This is a genomic window from Mesorhizobium sp. YL-MeA3-2017 (assembly GCF_030814575.1).
Taxonomy (GTDB): domain Bacteria; phylum Pseudomonadota; class Alphaproteobacteria; order Rhizobiales; family Rhizobiaceae; genus Mesorhizobium; species Mesorhizobium terrae.
Genome location: NZ_JAUSVH010000002.1, coordinates 116,217 through 133,646, shown reverse-complemented (window position 1 = coordinate 133,646; position 17,430 = coordinate 116,217). Strand labels below are relative to the sequence as shown.

14 protein-coding genes and 1 pseudogene are annotated in these 17,430 nt (G+C 57.2%); 12 read left to right on the top strand and 3 right to left on the bottom strand.

The window, feature by feature from the left end; genetic code table 11:
- Positions 1–10: 10 nt before the first annotated feature.
- The 6 genes and pseudogenes from QFZ88_RS26795 to QFZ88_RS26770 all read left to right on the top strand — a co-directional run.
- A complete protein-coding gene (locus tag QFZ88_RS26795; protein ID WP_065997337.1) occupies positions 11–631 on the top strand; it encodes a helix-turn-helix domain-containing protein in 621 nt (206 codons plus the stop codon).
- Positions 632–739: 108 nt separating this feature from the next.
- Entirely contained in the window at positions 740–2,131 is a 1,392-nt protein-coding gene (locus QFZ88_RS26790; RefSeq protein ID WP_179654312.1) for an NAD(P)/FAD-dependent oxidoreductase, read from the top strand.
- 23 nt (positions 2,132–2,154) lie between these two features.
- The gene (locus QFZ88_RS26785) at positions 2,155–2,511 is read left to right on the top strand and encodes a cupin domain-containing protein (RefSeq protein WP_307420766.1); all 357 of its coding nucleotides are present in this window, start codon (positions 2,155–2,157) and stop codon (positions 2,509–2,511) included.
- Between the two features lie 153 nt (positions 2,512–2,664).
- A complete protein-coding gene (locus QFZ88_RS26780) occupies positions 2,665–4,722 on the top strand; it encodes an NAD(P)-binding protein (protein WP_179654314.1) in 2,058 nt (685 codons plus the stop codon).
- A 257-nt stretch (positions 4,723–4,979) separates the two neighbouring features.
- On the top strand, positions 4,980–5,624 hold the full coding sequence (locus QFZ88_RS26775) for a response regulator transcription factor (RefSeq protein WP_179654316.1): 645 nt from the start codon (positions 4,980–4,982) through the stop codon (positions 5,622–5,624).
- Positions 5,625–5,727: 103 nt separating this feature from the next.
- Positions 5,728–5,967 (top strand): annotated as a pseudogene (locus QFZ88_RS26770) (nitronate monooxygenase); the annotation flags it as partial.
- Positions 5,968–6,170: 203 nt separating this feature from the next.
- Here QFZ88_RS26770 and QFZ88_RS26765 read toward each other — a convergent pair.
- The gene (locus tag QFZ88_RS26765) at positions 6,171–6,839 is read right to left on the bottom strand and encodes a TetR/AcrR family transcriptional regulator (RefSeq protein WP_179654318.1); all 669 of its coding nucleotides are present in this window, start codon (positions 6,837–6,839) and stop codon (positions 6,171–6,173) included.
- Between the two features lie 649 nt (positions 6,840–7,488).
- Here QFZ88_RS26765 and QFZ88_RS26760 point away from each other — a divergent pair.
- The 6 genes from QFZ88_RS26760 to QFZ88_RS26735 all read left to right on the top strand — a co-directional run bounded on the left by QFZ88_RS26760 (position 7,489) and on the right by QFZ88_RS26735 (position 14,283).
- The gene (locus tag QFZ88_RS26760) at positions 7,489–8,532 is read left to right on the top strand and encodes an extracellular solute-binding protein (protein WP_179654320.1); all 1,044 of its coding nucleotides are present in this window, start codon (positions 7,489–7,491) and stop codon (positions 8,530–8,532) included.
- Between the two features lie 19 nt (positions 8,533–8,551).
- Positions 8,552–10,264 carry a carboxylesterase/lipase family protein gene (locus QFZ88_RS26755; protein WP_179654322.1) on the top strand — a complete coding sequence of 571 codons (1,713 nt, stop codon included), beginning with the start codon at positions 8,552–8,554 and terminating at the stop codon, positions 10,262–10,264.
- Positions 10,265–10,366: 102 nt separating this feature from the next.
- Positions 10,367–11,155 (top strand): TorF family putative porin, encoded by a 789-nt coding sequence (locus QFZ88_RS26750; RefSeq protein ID WP_083237669.1) that lies wholly within the window; start codon positions 10,367–10,369, stop codon positions 11,153–11,155.
- Positions 11,156–11,408: 253 nt separating this feature from the next.
- On the top strand, positions 11,409–12,563 hold the full coding sequence (locus QFZ88_RS26745) for an ABC transporter ATP-binding protein (RefSeq protein ID WP_065997352.1): 1,155 nt from the start codon (positions 11,409–11,411) through the stop codon (positions 12,561–12,563).
- 8 nt (positions 12,564–12,571) lie between these two features.
- On the top strand, positions 12,572–13,471 hold the full coding sequence (locus QFZ88_RS26740; RefSeq protein ID WP_179654324.1) for an ABC transporter permease: 900 nt from the start codon (positions 12,572–12,574) through the stop codon (positions 13,469–13,471).
- Entirely contained in the window at positions 13,468–14,283 is an 816-nt protein-coding gene (locus tag QFZ88_RS26735) for an ABC transporter permease (protein ID WP_065997356.1), read from the top strand. Before QFZ88_RS26740 ends, QFZ88_RS26735 begins: the two co-directional genes overlap by 4 nt.
- A 411-nt stretch (positions 14,284–14,694) precedes the next feature.
- On the opposite strand, the gene QFZ88_RS26730 is transcribed toward QFZ88_RS26735, so the two are convergent.
- The gene (locus tag QFZ88_RS26730; protein ID WP_179654326.1) at positions 14,695–15,300 is read right to left on the bottom strand and encodes a TetR/AcrR family transcriptional regulator; all 606 of its coding nucleotides are present in this window, start codon (positions 15,298–15,300) and stop codon (positions 14,695–14,697) included.
- Positions 15,301–15,587: 287 nt separating this feature from the next.
- Positions 15,588–17,387, bottom strand: coding sequence for a gamma-glutamyltransferase family protein (locus QFZ88_RS26725; protein ID WP_179654328.1), 1,800 nt, complete (start codon positions 17,385–17,387; stop codon positions 15,588–15,590).
- Positions 17,388–17,430: the final 43 nt, after the last annotated feature.

Sequence of the window (17,430 nt, the reverse complement as noted above, 5' to 3'; positions counted from 1 at the left end):
ATGTCGGACTATGAATGAAATTCGCGCCAAGGTTTCCCGAGATGAGGTGGATGGGGATCCCGCCACTATTGGTCAGCGCGTCAAAGCGTTTCGGACCATGCGCCGCATCACATTGCGGGAATTGGCGGAAGCCACGCAGACCACCGCGAGCTTCATCAGCCAATTCGAACGAGGGCTTAGTGGCGCCAATACAAGCACGTTGATGCGGATTGCCACTGCGCTTGGTGTGAGCATCGCTGATTTTTTTGATAGCGGGGCAATCCCATCGCATCAAGTGCTTTCCCGCGCGATGCGGCCAGCACTGCCGGTTTCCGAAGGCTATCGCAAGACATTGTTGTCTAGGAGGCCAATTCGGGAATTTGAGGTTTATGTGGGCGAGTTCGAGCCGGGTGGCTCAACCGGCGACCAACCGTATAGCCATGGGAATGCTCACGAAATGTGCCTCGTGCTGCAGGGCGAGGTTGAGCTCACAATCGGCGAATCTGTGTACCGCATGAAGGCTGGAGACAGCATCGAGTATTCTACAGCGATCCCACACAAGATCAGAAATGTGGGGCATGCCCGGGCTGAGGTTCTCTGGGTTATCTCACCGCCGACGTCCGCGATCAAGGATCTCAATCAGTACCGATAATTTGGCTACGGCGCGACCGGATTCTGTAAGTGTGGCAGGCGACGACCGGAAATAAGGTCCTGCACGCGAGTGAATAAATTCGAAATGCCGTGAATTCTGGGATCGATCATGGTCGCGAGTGCAAAAGTCAATGGAAATATCTCCTTTTGGTATACAGACATGGGAGGAGTTCCCTCTTATCGTGGGGCGCTTCCAGGCGATACCACAGCCGACGTGTGTATCGTTGGCGCTGGATATACTGGTCTTTGGACCGCGTATTACCTACGCAAGGCGGACCCATCGATAAAGATTATTATTGTTGAAAAGGAGTTTGCGGGTTTTGGCGCGTCCGGCCGCAATGGCGGCTGGTGCTCCGGCGGCTTCAGCTGGTCGAAAGAGAAATATCTGAAGAGTGCAAACCGTGCAGCCGTGATTGCAATGGAGCGCGCCATGGCTGCCGCGGTCGACGAGGTATGTACTGTGGCCGAGTTGGAAGGCATCGATGCAGATATCGTCAGAACAGAACACCTTATGGTGGCGACTAGTCCTGCCCAGCTTGGACGTCTGACCGCCAGGTATCGAGATGCGCTGGACTGGGAAGCGCCTCAGGAGAAGGTGGCTTTGTTGGCGGCCAGCCAGGCCGCCGAGCGGATCGCGGTCCGGAATGTGCATGGGGCAATGCTCACCAGGGGTGTGGCGCGCCTCCAACCGGCGAAACTGGTTCGAGGGCTGGCGGCAACGGTCGAACGGCTTGGCGTGTCCATCTTCGAGAAGACAGAGGTCACGAATATCAAAAAAGGCCAGGTAACGACGAGGCGGGGAACTGTAAGGTCGCCGGTCATCATCCGGGCGACAGAAGGGTTCACGGCAGGACTACCTGGCCACAAGCGACTGTGGTTGCCGCTCAACAGCGCGCAAATTGTCACCGAGCCACTGCCTGAGACCCTGTGGAAGCAGATCGGTTGGCAAGGTCGAGAGCTTCTTGGGGACATTTCGCATGCCTATTGCTATGCGCAGCGCACGAGGGAAGGCCGGATCGCGATGGGCGGGCGGGGCGTTCCCTACCGCTTTGGGTCCGCGACCGACGAAGGCGGCAGGACCCAGAACCAAACGATTGCGCAGCTGCGCACGATCCTGCACCGCCTATTGCCACAGACAACGCATCTGAAGATCGATCACGCCTGGTGCGGAGTCCTCGGCGTGCCGCGGGACTGGTGCACCACGGCAGGCCTTGATCGGTCATCAGGAATTGGCTGGGCCGGCGGCTATGTCGGCAATGGTGTGTCGAGTTCAAATCTCTCCGGCCGAACGCTGCGTGATCTCATTTTGAATCGCGACACAGATCTTACGCGCTTGCCGTGGGTCAACCGAACCGTGAGGAAATGGGAACCGGAACCTTTCCGATGGCTCGGGGTGCATTCGATGTATCAGCTTTATCGGATGGCTGACGAACGAGAGGAAGCTGGATTGCCACGCACATCCAGGCTCGCCGCTTTCGCCGATGGCCTGACCGGCAAATGAACATTGTCGTACTATAGGAACAGATGATGATTAGGTTTGAAAACTTCGAGCAGCTCGCACAGATTGATCTCGGATCGCCAGAGCCAAAGCCCACCTCCGTGGAGGGAAACCAGCTAGAAGCTGCCAAGAAGCTTTGGACATCACCGGATGGCAAAGTGGAAGTTGGTGTGTGGGAATGCACTCCGGGCCGATTTACTGCCAATCGTGAGAACAATTCAGAGATCTGTCACATCGTCTCCGGCCGCGTCTCGCTCCATGACCTCGATGGTCGGACCCGGGATTTCCAGGAGGGAGAGCTGGTGGTCCTCCCGATTGGGTGGCGAGGTGAGTGGACTATCCATAAGAAGACTCGCAAGCTCTACATGCTTCAATTCAAGTAGCTTCAGTATAATCTCCCCCAAAGACCTAGACGCGATGCGATCGTAACCGCTGTGATGGCGGGAGGATGTTTGCCATCCGAGGGCTGGCGGGTTTCTTCAAGAAACGATCCTCGAACAGGTCATGTCATGATTAATAATTAAAGGAGGACGCAGATGAGCGCCAGAGATCCAAGGTACGATATTCTGTTCGAACAAGTCCAGATTGGGCCAAAGAAAACAAAGAACCGTTTCTATCAGGTGCCGCACTGCAACGGTATGGGACATCGCTATCCCAGGGCAATGGCGGAAATGCGCGGGGTCAAAGCTGAAGGTGGGTGGGCCGTCGTAAATACCGAAGAATGCTCGATCCACCCTTCGAGCGATCTTTCGCCCGGAGCGCTTATGCGCTTGTGGGACGATTCCGACCTTCCGGTTCACGAGTTGATGGTGGACAAGGTTCATGAACACGGCGCCCTAGCCGGCATTCAGCTCGTTCACAACGGCATGTCGGTGGCCAATTATTATTCGCGGCTCACGCCGATCGCACCATCGAACATACCCGTCAACAACTTCCCTCATCTCCACGCGAGAGCGATGGACAAGGCCGACATTCGCGAGTTCCGCGGCTGGCACGTCGATGCTGCCAAAAGAGCTCGGAAAGCCGGTTACGACATCGTCTACACATACGCCGCTCACGGCGTGATGACGCTGCTCTTTCAGTTTCTGGTGAAAAGGTACAATCAGCGAACAGACGAGTACGGCGGATCGATCACCAATCGTGTGCGCCTTATTCGCGAAGTGCTCTCCGACACGAAAGATGCGGTCGGTGACACGTGCGCCGTCGCCTTCAGATTTGCTGTCGACGAACTGATGGGCGAGGTTGGCATGCACGTTGGCGAGGCGGAAGAGGTTGTAGGCCTTCTGGCCGAGATACCCGATCTTTGGGACGTGAATGTTGCTGACTGGGCCAACGATTCCTTGCCGTCGCGCTTTGGCCAGGAAGGCTTCCAGGAAGATTACGTCAGGTTCGTGAAGAAGCTTACGACCAAGCCGGTGGTGGGCGTCGGCCGTTTCACATCGCCCGATACGATGGTGCGGCAGATCAAATCCGGTGTGCTGGACCTGATTGGTGCGGCACGGCCCTCGATCGCAGATCCTTTCCTGCCCTACAAGATCGAAAACGGGCTGGTCGACGAGATCCGCGAGTGCATCGGATGCAATATATGCACGTCGGGCGACCATTCCGCCACGCCAATGAGGTGCACTCAGAATCCGACTATGGGGGAGGAATATCGCAGCGGCTGGCACCCGATGCGTATCGACAAAGCGCACGCCAAGGAAAAGGTCTTGATTGTCGGTGCGGGACCCTCGGGATTGGAGGCCAGCTTGGCATTGTCCAATCGTGGCTACGACGTCACCTTATCGGAGGCAGGCGAAGAGCTTGGGGGACGTGTTCTCAAGGAGAGCCGGTTTGCCCCCTTGCGTGAATGGCGGCGTGTCATCGATCATCGCACATTCATGATCAGCACCAGGCCCAACGTTGAGACCTTCGTTCAGAGTCTGCTGTCATCGGATGATATTCTGGAGATGGGAGCCGATCACGTCGTAATCGCGACGGGTTCGAAGTGGCGCGGAGACTTTGTCGGTCATACGCATAGTACCGCCGTGCCGGTCGAGCGGGGGACGGTTGTTCTCACGGCGGACGATATCATGCAGGGTACGAGGCCGACCGGTCGCGTGGTCATCTATGACGATGACCACTATTACATGGCCAACGTCATTGCCGAGGTGCTTGCCGGCGAAGGATGCCAAGTCGTTTTCGTGACCCCGGCAAGTGATGTCGCTTATTGGTCCGCAGCCACCCTCGAACAGCAGCACGTCAAAACAAGACTTCTTAAGGGCGGCGTCGAGGTTATCCGCGACAGAGTGATTTCGAAAGTGGGCGCCGAGGCAATCGATCTCGAGTGCGTGTATACCGGCGCGATCCGCCAGGTCGAGGCGGATGCCGTGGTTTGTGTGACCTCACGAATTCCAGATGACAAACTGATGTTGGAATTGACGTCGGTTCAAGATCGATGGGCAGACGCCGGATTGAAATCCGTTACCGCTATCGGCGACTGCTTCAATCCAGCCACGATCGCCATGGCAGTTCAGTCCGGTCACCGGTATGCAAGAAACCTTGGCCAGCCAGTCCAGTTGCCGAGGCGGGATCTCGGGCTAGGCGGAGAATGACGGTCTGGCAATGCGGTCGATAGCGGGGGGTCCGCACCGCCGGCGATATTTGGTAGCCGCATTCCTCGTAACTGTCTCGACTGCATGACCGCCCATCGTGTTTGGTGGCCGCTGTGACGCATTGCTCAGGCAGCGACAAGAAGGGCGGCCGCGGTGTTCAGTCGGCCTCCGCCTGCGTTTGAAGGGATCGTGTCTGAACGGTCGGGAGGTCAGTCAGTGGGATGGGCAACATTCGGGTTCAAACAGGAATGTCGCCTATGCCTGTCCACAGCACGGTCAAGGTGCTTGTTGCCGATCGCAATCCTCTGGTTGTTGCCGCGCTCGCCGACATGATCCATCGCGACAGCCGGTTCGAGCTGGTCGGAACCCTTCAGAATGGCGAAGCCTTCGTGGATTCGGTGGCCCAAGGCGAGCCGGCATTCGACATCGCGGTGCTGGCATGGACGCTCGCCGACATGGACGCCGGCGCCGTGCTGGCGCAGTTGAACAGGATGCAGCTTTTCGCGCGTATCATCATTTTCTCCAGCGATCGTGATATCGCTATACTGAAACTATGCTTACGCCTGGGCGTACAGGGGTTCTGTTACCAGTTCGAGGATCCCTCGATCCTTTTCGAGACATTGATAGCGGTAGCGCACGGGCGAATATGTGTTCCGTATGTCGACGTTTCAAAGATCAACGAGACTCCCCTTTGGAAGCTCACGCCACGCGAACTGGAGCTCCTTACCTTTCTCGGCGATGGCTGGACCAACCTTCAGATTGCCACTCGCATCGGTATTTCGGAGAATACTGTAAAGTATCATCTAAAGAATATCTACGATAAACTTGACGTCCGCAACCGCGCAATGGCGGTTGGCCTGCTTGCAAGGGAGAACAGTTACAGCTTCCCACGGAATTACTAAATATCAAGTCTCGGCAATTAAGCCCTTTAATCTTGCCGAGGCGTCAAAAGCGACAAAGCGCACTACAGCTTGTCCTCTTTGAGCGGGCCAAAGGACGAAATTCGTGCCGACAAAAATCACCGAAATATTCGACGTGGACACCCGATTACCCAAGGTGGAAGGCATTTTGTCTGCTTTGCGGAACTCGCAGCCGCCGTGTCGAGCCCTGGCGGCCTTGGCATAATCCCCGGTCTCACCCAGCGCACCCCGGAAGATCTCGGCAGGGAAGTCGCCCTGCCATGAGATGACAGACAAGCCGTTCGGCGTGAATCTTACGTTCCTTCCCGCCTTCACTGCGTCGCCGACAGAGCTCTCGGTGATGGCCCCGACCGCCTCCCGCTAGCTGCTGAATGCAGCCGTGATCCTGCCAACGCAAGGGCATTTCCGGTAAGCACCAGGATGCTACGGCTTCCCTCGCAGCAACGCACCGTTCGCAAACGAAAGACGTGGCCTCTTATGAAGCTACTCGCTATTCAGCTCCGGCGACACGCCGCGAGCGACGAAGTCTTACGTGGCATCGCCGTTCAGCCAAGGACGGATCAGGACTTCGATGAGCGTGCGCAGATGCGCAATCATTGCGCCGCGATCTTTGTAAGTTCCGCAGATGTATTCCTGGAACTCCATAGAACAAACGAAATAGATGATGTCGACAATGTGTTCGATCGGCGCATCGCTGCGCAAATGGCCGGTGCCGTGGAGCTTTTGGAGCGCGTCGCGCATCTTCGTGCAGTACAGCGCGCGATCTGCCCGCATGTCTTCGGCAGCTGGCTCGTGCGCGGTGATAAGCACTGATGCGGCAACGATTTCGCGCCACATTGCGCGAAACTCAGGTTCTTCAGGTGGATCGAGAGAAGCCAGGATGATTGATATGAGGTAGTCGGTCGGATTGGCCACGGATGCGCCTATCGCTGCATTCACGGCTTCCGATATGAGTTCGTGCTCGTTTCTGAGCAGGGCAATGAGGATGGCCTGCTTGGAATCGAAATACTTGTAGAAAGTGGCGATGGACACGTTCGCCGCTTGGCGGATTCGTGTGATCGTTGCCTTCTCGTAACCAATATCAGCGATCAAGGCACGGGAAGTATCCAGGATCTTCCGTCGGAGCGTTTCGGCGTTTTTCTCCCGCTTGCCCTTGCGGGGTCGCTCGCCCCCGGCCTTTTTTTCTTCTGCGTACATTCGCCTGCGTGCCTTCGATCTTTCATCAGAAAAGAAGAACATATTCTGTTTATGCGAGATGTGTGACGAACTATAGCAAAGGAGCGCGCTAGTCGACACTTTCCACGAAGGTTCCCACTTCGTGCCGGATCGGCGCTCCGCCTGTCGTGGAATCGACATTCTGGAAAGTCAGCCCTTGCCGTGTACGGCGAAGCCGAGAAGGCAAATCATGGCGATCGTCGACTTCATCGAGAACATCAGCGCTCCAATCAGGCGCGGGGCCGGTCATATGGACGGGGCTGGCGCGAACGGGGCCGCGCGACCCGGCGGTTCTTTGGACGACAGAGGCTTTTATGGTCGGAACCCTGCCACATCGGCGTCGGAACCGTCGGCGATGCGGACGACGCATCTGGTCAGATCCTACGATCCCCTTCGGCGACTGGTGGCGCGCACCGACGATACCTCTAGGCGTTAGGCTTCAAATCGGCGGTTTGCCGGGTCCCCGCAGCCGTTGGCTGTATCGGAAAAAATAGAACCAATTCTGTTTTCTGTTGACTCAACTACCAATTCCAGAATACGTTCTGTTTTCAGTGATGTTCTGCACAGCTGATAGGGGGGAGTCATGAGGTGCCTTGCGCTAGGGTCTATCGCGGTTTTGTTGGCTGCCTGCTTGCCGAGCCACGCGCAGGAGAAAGTCCTCAATCTCTATAGTTGGGCGGGAATATTCGATGATGTGACGCTCGGCGATTTCACGAAGCAGACCGGCTATACGGTTCGCTACGATACGTTCGATTCCGACGATATGTTGAATACCAAACTCCTCGCTGGCTCCACAGGCTATGATCTTGTGACCCCGGCGGCAGTTCCATTCCTGCAAATGCAAATCAAGGCGGGCGCGATGCGAGCGTTCGATGCAAAGGACATTCCCAACCTGTCCAAAATGGATCCGACCGTCGCAAAACTCCTAGCCGTCAGCGACCCCAGCCTCAATCATGCAGTCGTCGTGGCGTGGGGGACAACCGGATTGGGGTTGAACATCGCCAAGATCAAGACTGTCCTGCCAAATGCTCCGCTGGAGAGCTACGACCTCATCTTCAAGCCTGAAAACGCGGAGAAGCTCCAGCAATGCGGGTTGGTGATGGTGGATTCTCCTGCGGACATCATTCCCATCGTCGTCAACTATCTCGGGTTGGATGCAAAAGATTTGAGCAAGGAGACGGTTGACCGGGCAATGGAGGTCCTCAGATCCATCCGGCCCTATGTCAGTTATATCGACACGACCAAGTACCAGATTGAGTTGGCCAATGGCGCAGTGTGTGCCGCTATCGGCTGGTCGGGTGATATCGTGCACGCCAACATGAGCGCCAAGGCGGCGAAAAACGGGGTCGAGGTCAACTATGTCATCCCGAAAGAAGGGTCGCTGGCCTGGTTGACGACCTTTGCGGTGCCGTCCGACGCGCCCAACCCGGCGGCCGCTCTGGCATTCATGAACTATATGTTGGAGCCGAAAGTTGCGGCCCATATGGCCGAAATCACCGGGTATCTACCGCCGGTCCCGGAAGCGCGCGCATTCATGCCGCCTGAAATCGCCAACGACAGCGCGTTGTTCCCAGGTCAGGACGTTCTTAAGCGCCTGTTTATTGGCTCTGCGCAGAGCGATGAGCGAATGAAATATCTCAATCGTCAGTGGGCCCGGTTCCGCGCGGGCGACTAAATTCCGCTGGAAGCCCGCCTTGGGCCCTGCAACCACCAAGCAGTCATTGAGCGGCATGCGCGCAAGGCGCCTGCCGGGAGGGATTCATATGTGTTTCAAATCTGATACTGACATCGTTCAAACGAGTTCCGGGCCCGTTGTCGGGCTGCGTGACGCCTCGAATCGAGTGGAACGGTTTCTGGGAATACCTTACGCGGAACCGCCGCTCGGCAGCCTCAGATTCAAGCCGCCGGTTCCGAAGGCGCCCTGGGCCGAAGTTTACTTCGCCCGGCAATTCGGCCCGGCGTCGATGCAGATCTCCTATCCAGATCAGGACACTTCGAAGTTCTCGGATGATCCTGCGCAGTGGGAACTTCCGTATTTCGGTTCGGAAGACTGCCTTTCGCTAAATATCTGGCGCCCGGCGGAACGAGGGGGTGGCAAACGGCCCCTGTTCATCTGGGTACATGGTGGAGCCAATCACCTGGAGGGTAGCCGCTCACCTGACTACGATGGGACCGCGCTGTGCAAGACCGGCGATATCGTCTTTGCGTCATTGAACTACAGGCTTGGCCCGTTCGGATTCCTCGACGTCAGCGCACTTGGAGGCCCACAGTACGCCGGCTCATCCTGCAATGGTTTGCGCGACCAGTTGCTAGCCATCGAATGGATCATCGAGAATGCTTCGGCGTTTGGTGCCGATCCGGACAATGTGACTTTGGCGGGCGAGTCCGCCGGCGGCATAGACGTGAGTTGGCTGCTGGCAAGCGGCCACCTTAAAGGGAGGATCAAACGCGCGATCCTGATGAGCAACGTCAAGGGGCCCGCGGGCTTCGGCGAGAGCGCGACGTCGGGGTCCCGCCACGATCCGAAGATTTCTCAGAAGATCGCCGCCGATTTGCTGGAAAGACTTGGCTTCGCCGACTTCGAAGCCTTGATGCAGGCGGACGGTGGCAAGATCTTCGAGAGGCTCGCTGGGAGTGCCGCCAATGAGGACACGATCTTCGGCCTGGATTCTCTGTTCTATCCCTGTGTCGACGAGACGTTCGTTCCGGTCGAGCCATTTCGTGCGATCCGACAGGGCGCCCTGGACGGCCTTCAACTCATGATCGGCTATACCAATTATGAAACCGGCCTTTGGCTGGCTTACAATCCCGACATGCTCCAATGGCCGCCTGAAAAGACGGCTCGCCGCATCGGCTATCTGAGCCCTCAAGTCGAGGCTGAAGTGGTTGGCGCCTACCGCAAATTCTTTCCTGAAGAAGCCGGCGGCGAACTCGGCATGCGCATCATCAACGATTTCGGCTTTGTAGGCCCCGTGTCGCAGTATGCGGAGGAAGCGGCTGCCCGTGGTGCCAAGGTGTGGATGTATCGCTTCGACTGGCAGGTCGATGACCGGCTCAAGGCCATGCACTCGGCGGAATTGCCCTATTTCTTCGCAAGGCCGAACGACGACGCGGCCTGCAACCTCATTGGACCTCCACAAGATGCTGAGGATGCAGGGCTGCGCGAACGATTGTCACGGATCTTCTCCGGATATGTTTCGTCTTTCGTTCATACCGGGGATCCCGACACGAGACGGTTGCCGGACGCCCCGACGTGGCCGGCGTTCAAGCTCGACGACCGGTCCGTGATGCACCTTGCCGAGCACTGCTACGTCTCCATCGATCCGGACGGAGAACGGCGCGGGTGGTGGCACGACCGGGTCTACGCTCCCATCATGGGTTCCACTGTCGCCTCTGCACCGGCCTGAAAATGGCCGCTGCGTTACCTTTGTGCGATCCCACACAGGGTTTCCCATGGTGCCAGCGTCCGATTGGGCCAATGCGCTGGCAGACCGGGCTAGGGCGCGCGTATGGCTGCCTATCGCGCTCATCTAGCTGAAATAGATCATAAAATAGAGGGGACAGAAATGACGCGTTTGAAATGTTTTGCACTTGCCTTTTGGCTCGTCTGCTTGAATGGCAGCATCTCGCATGCGGCGGATGTCGGAGACTCGAACGCTGCATCGCCAGTCGATGCCGCACAACAGCCATCTACACCGAACTATGGGTCGCTCTATGTGGGCGTCACGACAACGACCAACTATCTCGTCGGAGGCGTCACGCAGACAAATGGAAAGCCCGCGGTTCAGCCCTATGTGGAATACGATGCGCCGTTTGGCGTTTACGTGGGTGTGTGGGGTTCGACCGTGGATTTCGCTCCCTTCAACGAGGATCGATGGGAAATCGATGGCTATGTTGGTTACCGCAATACTTTCGGCGCGTTCTCCTTCGATGCCAGCTATTGGCGTACATACTATGATAACACTGGCTACTATGGCGATTATATAGTTGCCGGTGCTGATTACGCGATTTCCGACCAGTTGAAGGTGGGCGCCCAAGTTAAGTGGGATTTTGCGGTCAAGGATGAGATTTATTCACCAAGGGTTAGTTTTTCGCCATTTGAAAGCTGGAAAATTAGCGGGAAATACGAGTTCGCGAAAGATAGCCCGAATACAGATTGGGATTTTGGGGTGAGCAAGTCCTTCTATGACGAGGCTCTAACGGTCGATCTACGATACTACGATTCCAACTTCGACAAACCCAAGATTGTTCTCTCGGTATCGGCGGCGATCGATGCGCTGAGCCTGCTGCCAAAGTAGGGAATATCTCCGCCCGTCTGTTTTGTACCTGGCAATGGCGTGGGCTTTGGGGCCGTCAAAGTCCACAGCAATCTCAAGACGTTTGCCGCTCAAGTTCGCAGACCTGCCGTCGTGTTTGTTCGCTTTAGCTCGCAGCGCGTCCAAAACCGCCGTGCGATCAACCTTTACAGAAAGAAGAGCGCGTTCTAGTTTTTTCGCAAAGGCTCACTGCCGCAAGAAATTATGCTGAACAGCAGGAACCGGGGAACAATCCTTGTCAAACGCCACCGTAACCGGACCACGGCCCGGACAGAAGTTCGCACCTTGGGAAGACAGCAGCGCCAAACCACTGGCTGAGTTTCGGTCCGTGGCGAAGCGTTTTGGCGACTTCACGGCGATCTCCGATTTCTCGTTGAAAATATACGAGAGGGAATTTTTCGCGCTTCTGGGCCCATCGGGCTGCGGCAAGAGCACGGTGATGCGCATGCTGGCCGGCTTCGAAACCCCAAGCGCCGGGGAAATCCTTCTGGGAAACCAAAACATCGTTCCGGTCGAGCCACATGAAAGGCCCGTGAACATGATGTTCCAGTCTTACGCACTGTTCCCGCACCTTACTGTAGAGGACAACATCGCTTTCGGCCTAAGGCGCATGAAAATGCCGAAGGTGCAGATCGAGCAACGTGTGTCCGAAATGCTTGCCCTTGTGCAAATGGACAAGTTCCGCCGGCGAAGACCGCACCAGATCTCCGGAGGGCAGAAGCAGCGGGTGGCGCTTGCTCGCTCTTTGGCGAGGCGTCCGAAACTCCTCCTTCTGGACGAGCCGATGGCCGCGCTCGACAAAAAGCTCCGCCGCGAGACGCAGCTTGAACTGGTCGATATCCAGTGCCGCCTGGGAACGACCTTCATCATCGTTACCCACGATCAGGAAGAAGCCATGACGGTGGCTAGCCGGATTGCGGTTATGGACCACGGCAAGCTGGTTCAGGTTGCGACACCGCTGGAAACCTACGAGAATCCGGCCAATCGGCATGTGGCCGAGTTCGTGGGCGATACGAATATCTTCCCGGGAACCATCGAGCCGGCTGGGCAGGGTATGTGCCGCTTGCGCGATGATGCTTCCGGATGTTCGTTTCTGGCCACGCAAAGCAAACCGTTTGTGGCCGGCAAGCGCTACTTTCTAAATATCCGCCCTGAGAAAATGGAGATGACGGCAGGGCATCCGCAGGACGGCGACAACTGCATTGAGGGCAGGGTGCTGGACATCGCCTATCTGGGCAATCTTTCCACCTATTATGTCGATATCGGTCAACCGAAGCCCCTTCTCGTGCAAATGACGAACAGCCAGCGCGTACAGTCGGGTCACTTTTCCTACAACGACCAGGTTTGGGTATCGTGGCACCCGAACGATGGCCTGCTCCTCGATTGCTAGGCGCCCGGATGACCACTCAAAGACAACGCCTGCTCATCAGCATCCCCTATCTGTGGCTCATCGTATTTTTCCTGTTGCCGTTCGCGATAATCGTCAAGATCTCGCTCTCGCACAGCACAATGGCAATGCCGCCTTACCTTCCGGTCCTTAATGCGGCCGGCGGATGGAGCAGCCTGAAGGTCTACTTCGCTGAGCTCAATCTCGAAAACTACGTTTTCGTCCTCAAAGACAGCATTTATGTCGTTGCTTATCTCAACAGTGTGAAGATTGCCGCGGTGGCGACAGCAATCACATTGCTGCTAGGCTATCCGATCGCCTACGCGATCGCTTCCGCCTCTTCGGGATGGAAGCCGATCCTGATCATGCTGATCAATTTGCCGTTCTGGACATCCTTCCTTATCCGTATCTATGCTTGGATTGTCGTGCTGTCGAAAGAAGGTGTTCTCAACCATCTGCTGATCTCTGTTGGCGTCATCAGTGAGCCACTGACCATTCTCAACACCAACTTTGCGGTCTATCTCGGTATCGTCTACGCTTACCTGCCGCTGATGATCTTTCCTATTTACGCAACATTGGAGAAGCTCGACATCAGCGTTTACGAAGCTGCGCGCGACCTAGGCTGCAGCCGCGCCAGCGCGTTTTTTCGCGTCACGTTGCCGCTGTCGCGTCCCGGGATCATCGCTGGCTGCTTTCTCGTTTTCATTCCTGCGACGGGGGAATTCGTCATTCCCAGCCTGCTTGGCACCGCGAAGTCACCGATGATCGGCCGCCTTCTCTGGGAGGAATTTTTCGTCAACAACGACTGGCCGCTTGCATCGGCGATTTCGGTCCTGCTGCTTGCGATCCTGATCGTTCCTATCGTGCTCTACCAGTTTTACCGCCAGTCGGTTGAAAGGAGGGGCGGATGAGCCGTGACACAACGTGGGTCGGGCTCCTCGCCCTCGCCCTTGGTTTGCTGTTTCTCTACGTTCCAATGCTGGTCCTTGTTGCCTACAGCTTCAACGATTCCGCGTTCGTAACCTTATGGAGCGGGTTTTCCTTTCGCTGGTATGTCGCGCTTTTCAGCAATCACGCCTACTGGGTGGCCGCGACAACAACCTTGGAAATAGCCGTCGTGTCGTCCGTCCTTGCCACCGCCCTGGGGACCATGATTGCCAGCGCCCTGTCACGTGTTCGCCACTTCGCCACACGCAGCCTCTTTGCGGGACTTGCCGTCGCTCCGATGGTGCTGCCCGAGGTAATCACTGGTCTGGCGTTCCTGTTGCTCTTCATCGCCGCCGGAGTGGAACGCGGCTTTGTGACTGTCGTGGTTGCACACACCACCTTCTCCATGTGTTTCGTGTCGGTTATTGTGTCGGCACGGCTCGCCGAGTTCGACATGTCCATGGAAGAGGCCGCGCGCGACCTTGGGGCGGGACCCTTGGCGGCATTCTTCCTCGTGACACTTCCCGTCATCATGCCGGCCATCGTGGCAGGCTTTCTGTTAGCCTTCACCATCTCCCTCGATTCTCTGGTCATATCGTCGTTCACGACCGGCCCCGGGACGACAACCTTGCCCATGCGCGTCTATTCGGAGGTGCGGCGCGGTGTGACACCCGAGATAAACGCGCTGTCAAGCATCGTAATCGTTGTGGTCGCGGTGGTGACGGTCGCCGTTTCACTTCGATTGAAGGCACAAGCTGCCAGGCGCCGTCGCGACGAACGACTTGCCCAGAGTTGACCTTGATCTACGCCTGGGCTGAACGAAAGCTCGAGAGCCTCGACCTGTCGCTCGCGGCAAGAGCTCCGCGCACCGGATCCTTAATGTCCATCACGGCGGCCCGCATTGCCACTGGCCAGCCACACTGATTCCGGACTGAATGGACCTGGATGAGCGGCGACAGTTGGTGAGCCTTCGGCCTTGGTCAGACGGACCGAACCGATGCGATTGTCGTGGGGAAGCGAGTTGGCGCCCGCGACAGCCATTCTCGAGCTGGAGACCATAGCTTGCGTTCGACCATTAGGTCGTTGTCCGTAGCCGCGCAGATGCACCGGTAATGTCAATTGAGGGGGAGCCTCACAAGGAGGTCGCCATCCGCTTCACTGGCCTGGTCACTGTCTAATCGCTCGGCGGTATCCGGTGGACCCGGCTTTAATTGACGGACCAGCGGTCTAAAACAAATCCGATTTGCTTCCGAGCCAACTCTCGTACTTTTTCCGGAGAGCTTCGCTCCGATGAGGCGAGGTGGCGCAGATTCTGAGAATTGATAGCAAATATAACGTCCGCGGCAATGTCCAGCGGTAGCTCAGGGCTGAGCTTTCCCGCTTCAATGAAGTGCCGGAGAAGACGATCTATATATCCCATGAAGACCCGATGGTTTGCTTCGAACGAATCGTCTTCACGATCATGGCTTTTGGCGACCGCCGAGAGGATTTCCCTCCAAAGCCGCTTATCTGCCGGCCGCCGAATGATAGCGACGTTGGCGTGGATCAAACTAGCAAGCGCCTCCGCGGGCGACTGAGGAGGGTTAGCCAGAACCTTGTCGTAAAGGGGCTGAGCATCGTGACGATCTTGCTTTAGGAGCTCGACCAGGACTTCTCGCTTGTTGGCAAAGTAATTATAGACCGTGGGGACTGACACCTCCGCGATTCGCGCGATGTCTTCCATTCTCGCATTCTCAAAGCCTTGATCTCGAAACAAGCGTAGGGCGATCTTGAGCAAAGCTGCGCGCTGCTGCAATCTCTTGCGATCACGCAAGGGCAGGCTGTTTATGTCCTGGTTGACACTTACCTCCCTGAGAGGGAGCCTCGCTCTTCGTGCGCCGTTTGAATTCGTCATGTACTGAAGCGTTACCTGATTGGGTTAAGACTCGGATTGGGCCGAGGCTCGCGGCTGGTGGGTGCAAAGGAGCGATCAACTTCGTTTTTGAGATTGAGATCCGGTGACATCTTGATCGTGTCGCTCCTTCTTGACCAGGGTGATGGTCGCAGCGCTCCTTCCTCTAAAACAAGGGCGGCTATGCCGAGCGCGCCGAAATCTCGCGCTCAGCGACCGATCGCGCAAGACTGCATCCGCCGTGGGCTCGCCCCCGCCCGAAGAATGCGGCCTGATTTCGTCGCCATGGTGACGGAGTTGTAGTGCTCCCAGCGTCCGTGGATTTCCAGTCTGTGGCCGCGGCGGTCGAGTTCGGCCAGCGTTTCCGCCGAAAAGGTGCTCTCAACCGCGAGATGCCCGGGAGCCCATTCGCGTGGGTAGAAGGAACTGGCCAGGTGCTTCGTATAAAAACTCGGCGCGTCTATTGCTTCCTGAAGGTTGAGGCCGTGATGGATATGTCGCAGAAAAGCATGCAGTGACCACTGATCTTGCTGGTCGCCGCCCGGCGTCCCAAAGGCGATATAGGGAACGCCCTTGCGTGTGGCCAGACTGGGCGTCAGCGTGGTGCGTGGACGCTTCCCGGGTTCGATGCAATTGGGGTGCCCTTCATCCAGCCAGAACATCTGGCCGCGAACCGAAACCGGGATACCGATACCTGGAACGACTGGGGAGCCGCTGAGCCATCCACCGCTCGGCGTTGCCGAAACCATGTTTCCCCATTTGTCGATGATATCAAGATGACACGTATCGCCATGTTTTCTGGCGACATATTGCGCATAGGTTCTGGGGCACTCTTCGTCGGCTCCGGCAAGGACATCCCGGTGCGCCATTTTCGTCGAGCCAAGGGCATGTTGAGGAATGCCGCCGCCAAAATTTCCGATCATGCCCGGCCGTAATTCGAGCGATGCCGTTGAGGTGACGAGTTTCCGACGCTCGGCATTGTATTCCTCACCGAGGAGGACGCGAATTGGCACATCGGCAAACTTCGGATCCCCATAAAATGAATCGCGATCGGCAAATGCCAGTTTCGCACATTCCTGAACCGTATGAACAAAATCGGCGCCGGCGGGGTCCATCGCATCGAGGTCGAAGCCCTTCAAAAGTGTCAGTTGTTGAAGCATGACGGGGCTCTGCGCCCATGGGCCAGGCTTGAAGACCTCGTAATCATGATATCTTGCCGAGATTGGCTCCTCGACGGTCGCGCGCCAGTTTGCAAGGTCCTGCCCCGTCATGAATCCCGCATGGGCTTCGCCTGATGTGTCCATGACCGGCTGCCGAAAGAATGCGTCAATGGCCTCCGCGACGAAACCCTCGTACCAAGCGCGCCGGGCTGCCTCGATCTGCCGATCACGGCTTCCGCCGGCGGCTTCAGCTTCGCGGATGATCCGGGCGTAGGTCTCTGCTTGGGCTGGCAGCGCCAGAAGGCTGTCGGCCTCCGGCACTTGGCCGTCCGGCAGATAAACGGCGGCGGAACTTGGCCAATGCTCCTTGAAGAACGAGTTGAGATTGCGGAGCGTGAGAGCGACTTCCGGTTTGACGTGAAAACCGTTGCGCGCGATTTCGATAGCGGGCGACAGGACGTCGCGGACGCTCATCGTTCCATATTCCTGCAGCAGCAGCATCCACGCTCCGAAAGAGCCGGGCACGACTGCTGGGATGTGGCCGATCCCCGGCATCATGTCGAAGCCGAGCGCCTTGATCTTGGCAGCGGTCGCGCCAGCGGGAGCGACGCCTTGGCCACATATGACCTCTACCTTCTGGTTCTGTGCCGACCACAGGACAATCGGAACGTCGCCGCCGGGACCGTTCTGTTCAGGCTCGACGATGTGCATGACACAGCCTGCCGCAACGGCCGCATCGAACGCATTTCCTCCGCGCTCCAGGATTGCCATGCCTACGGTAGTCGATAACCAGTGGGTGGTTGTGACAATGCCGAATGTGCCGACGATTTCGGGGCGTGACGTAACCATGGCGATGCGAGCTCTTTCTGCGTATGCGGTTTTCAGTGCAAAC

Coding starts and splice junctions, on each gene's coding strand:
- QFZ88_RS26780 (WP_179654314.1), top strand. CDS start 2,665: ATGAGCGCCAGAGATCCAAGGTACGATATTCTGTTCGAACAAGTCCAG.
- QFZ88_RS26795 (WP_065997337.1), top strand. CDS start 11: ATGAATGAAATTCGCGCCAAGGTTTCCCGAGATGAGGTGGATGGGGAT.
- QFZ88_RS26750 (WP_083237669.1), top strand. CDS start 10,367: ATGGCTGCCTATCGCGCTCATCTAGCTGAAATAGATCATAAAATAGAG.
- QFZ88_RS26740 (WP_179654324.1), top strand. CDS start 12,572: ATGACCACTCAAAGACAACGCCTGCTCATCAGCATCCCCTATCTGTGG.
- QFZ88_RS26765 (WP_179654318.1), bottom strand. CDS start 6,839: ATGTACGCAGAAGAAAAAAAGGCCGGGGGCGAGCGACCCCGCAAGGGC.
- QFZ88_RS26790 (WP_179654312.1), top strand. CDS start 740: ATGGTCGCGAGTGCAAAAGTCAATGGAAATATCTCCTTTTGGTATACA.
- QFZ88_RS26725 (WP_179654328.1), bottom strand. CDS start 17,387: ATGGTTACGTCACGCCCCGAAATCGTCGGCACATTCGGCATTGTCACA.
- QFZ88_RS26785 (WP_307420766.1), top strand. CDS start 2,155: ATGATGATTAGGTTTGAAAACTTCGAGCAGCTCGCACAGATTGATCTC.
- QFZ88_RS26775 (WP_179654316.1), top strand. CDS start 4,980: ATGCCTGTCCACAGCACGGTCAAGGTGCTTGTTGCCGATCGCAATCCT.
- QFZ88_RS26735 (WP_065997356.1), top strand. CDS start 13,468: ATGAGCCGTGACACAACGTGGGTCGGGCTCCTCGCCCTCGCCCTTGGT.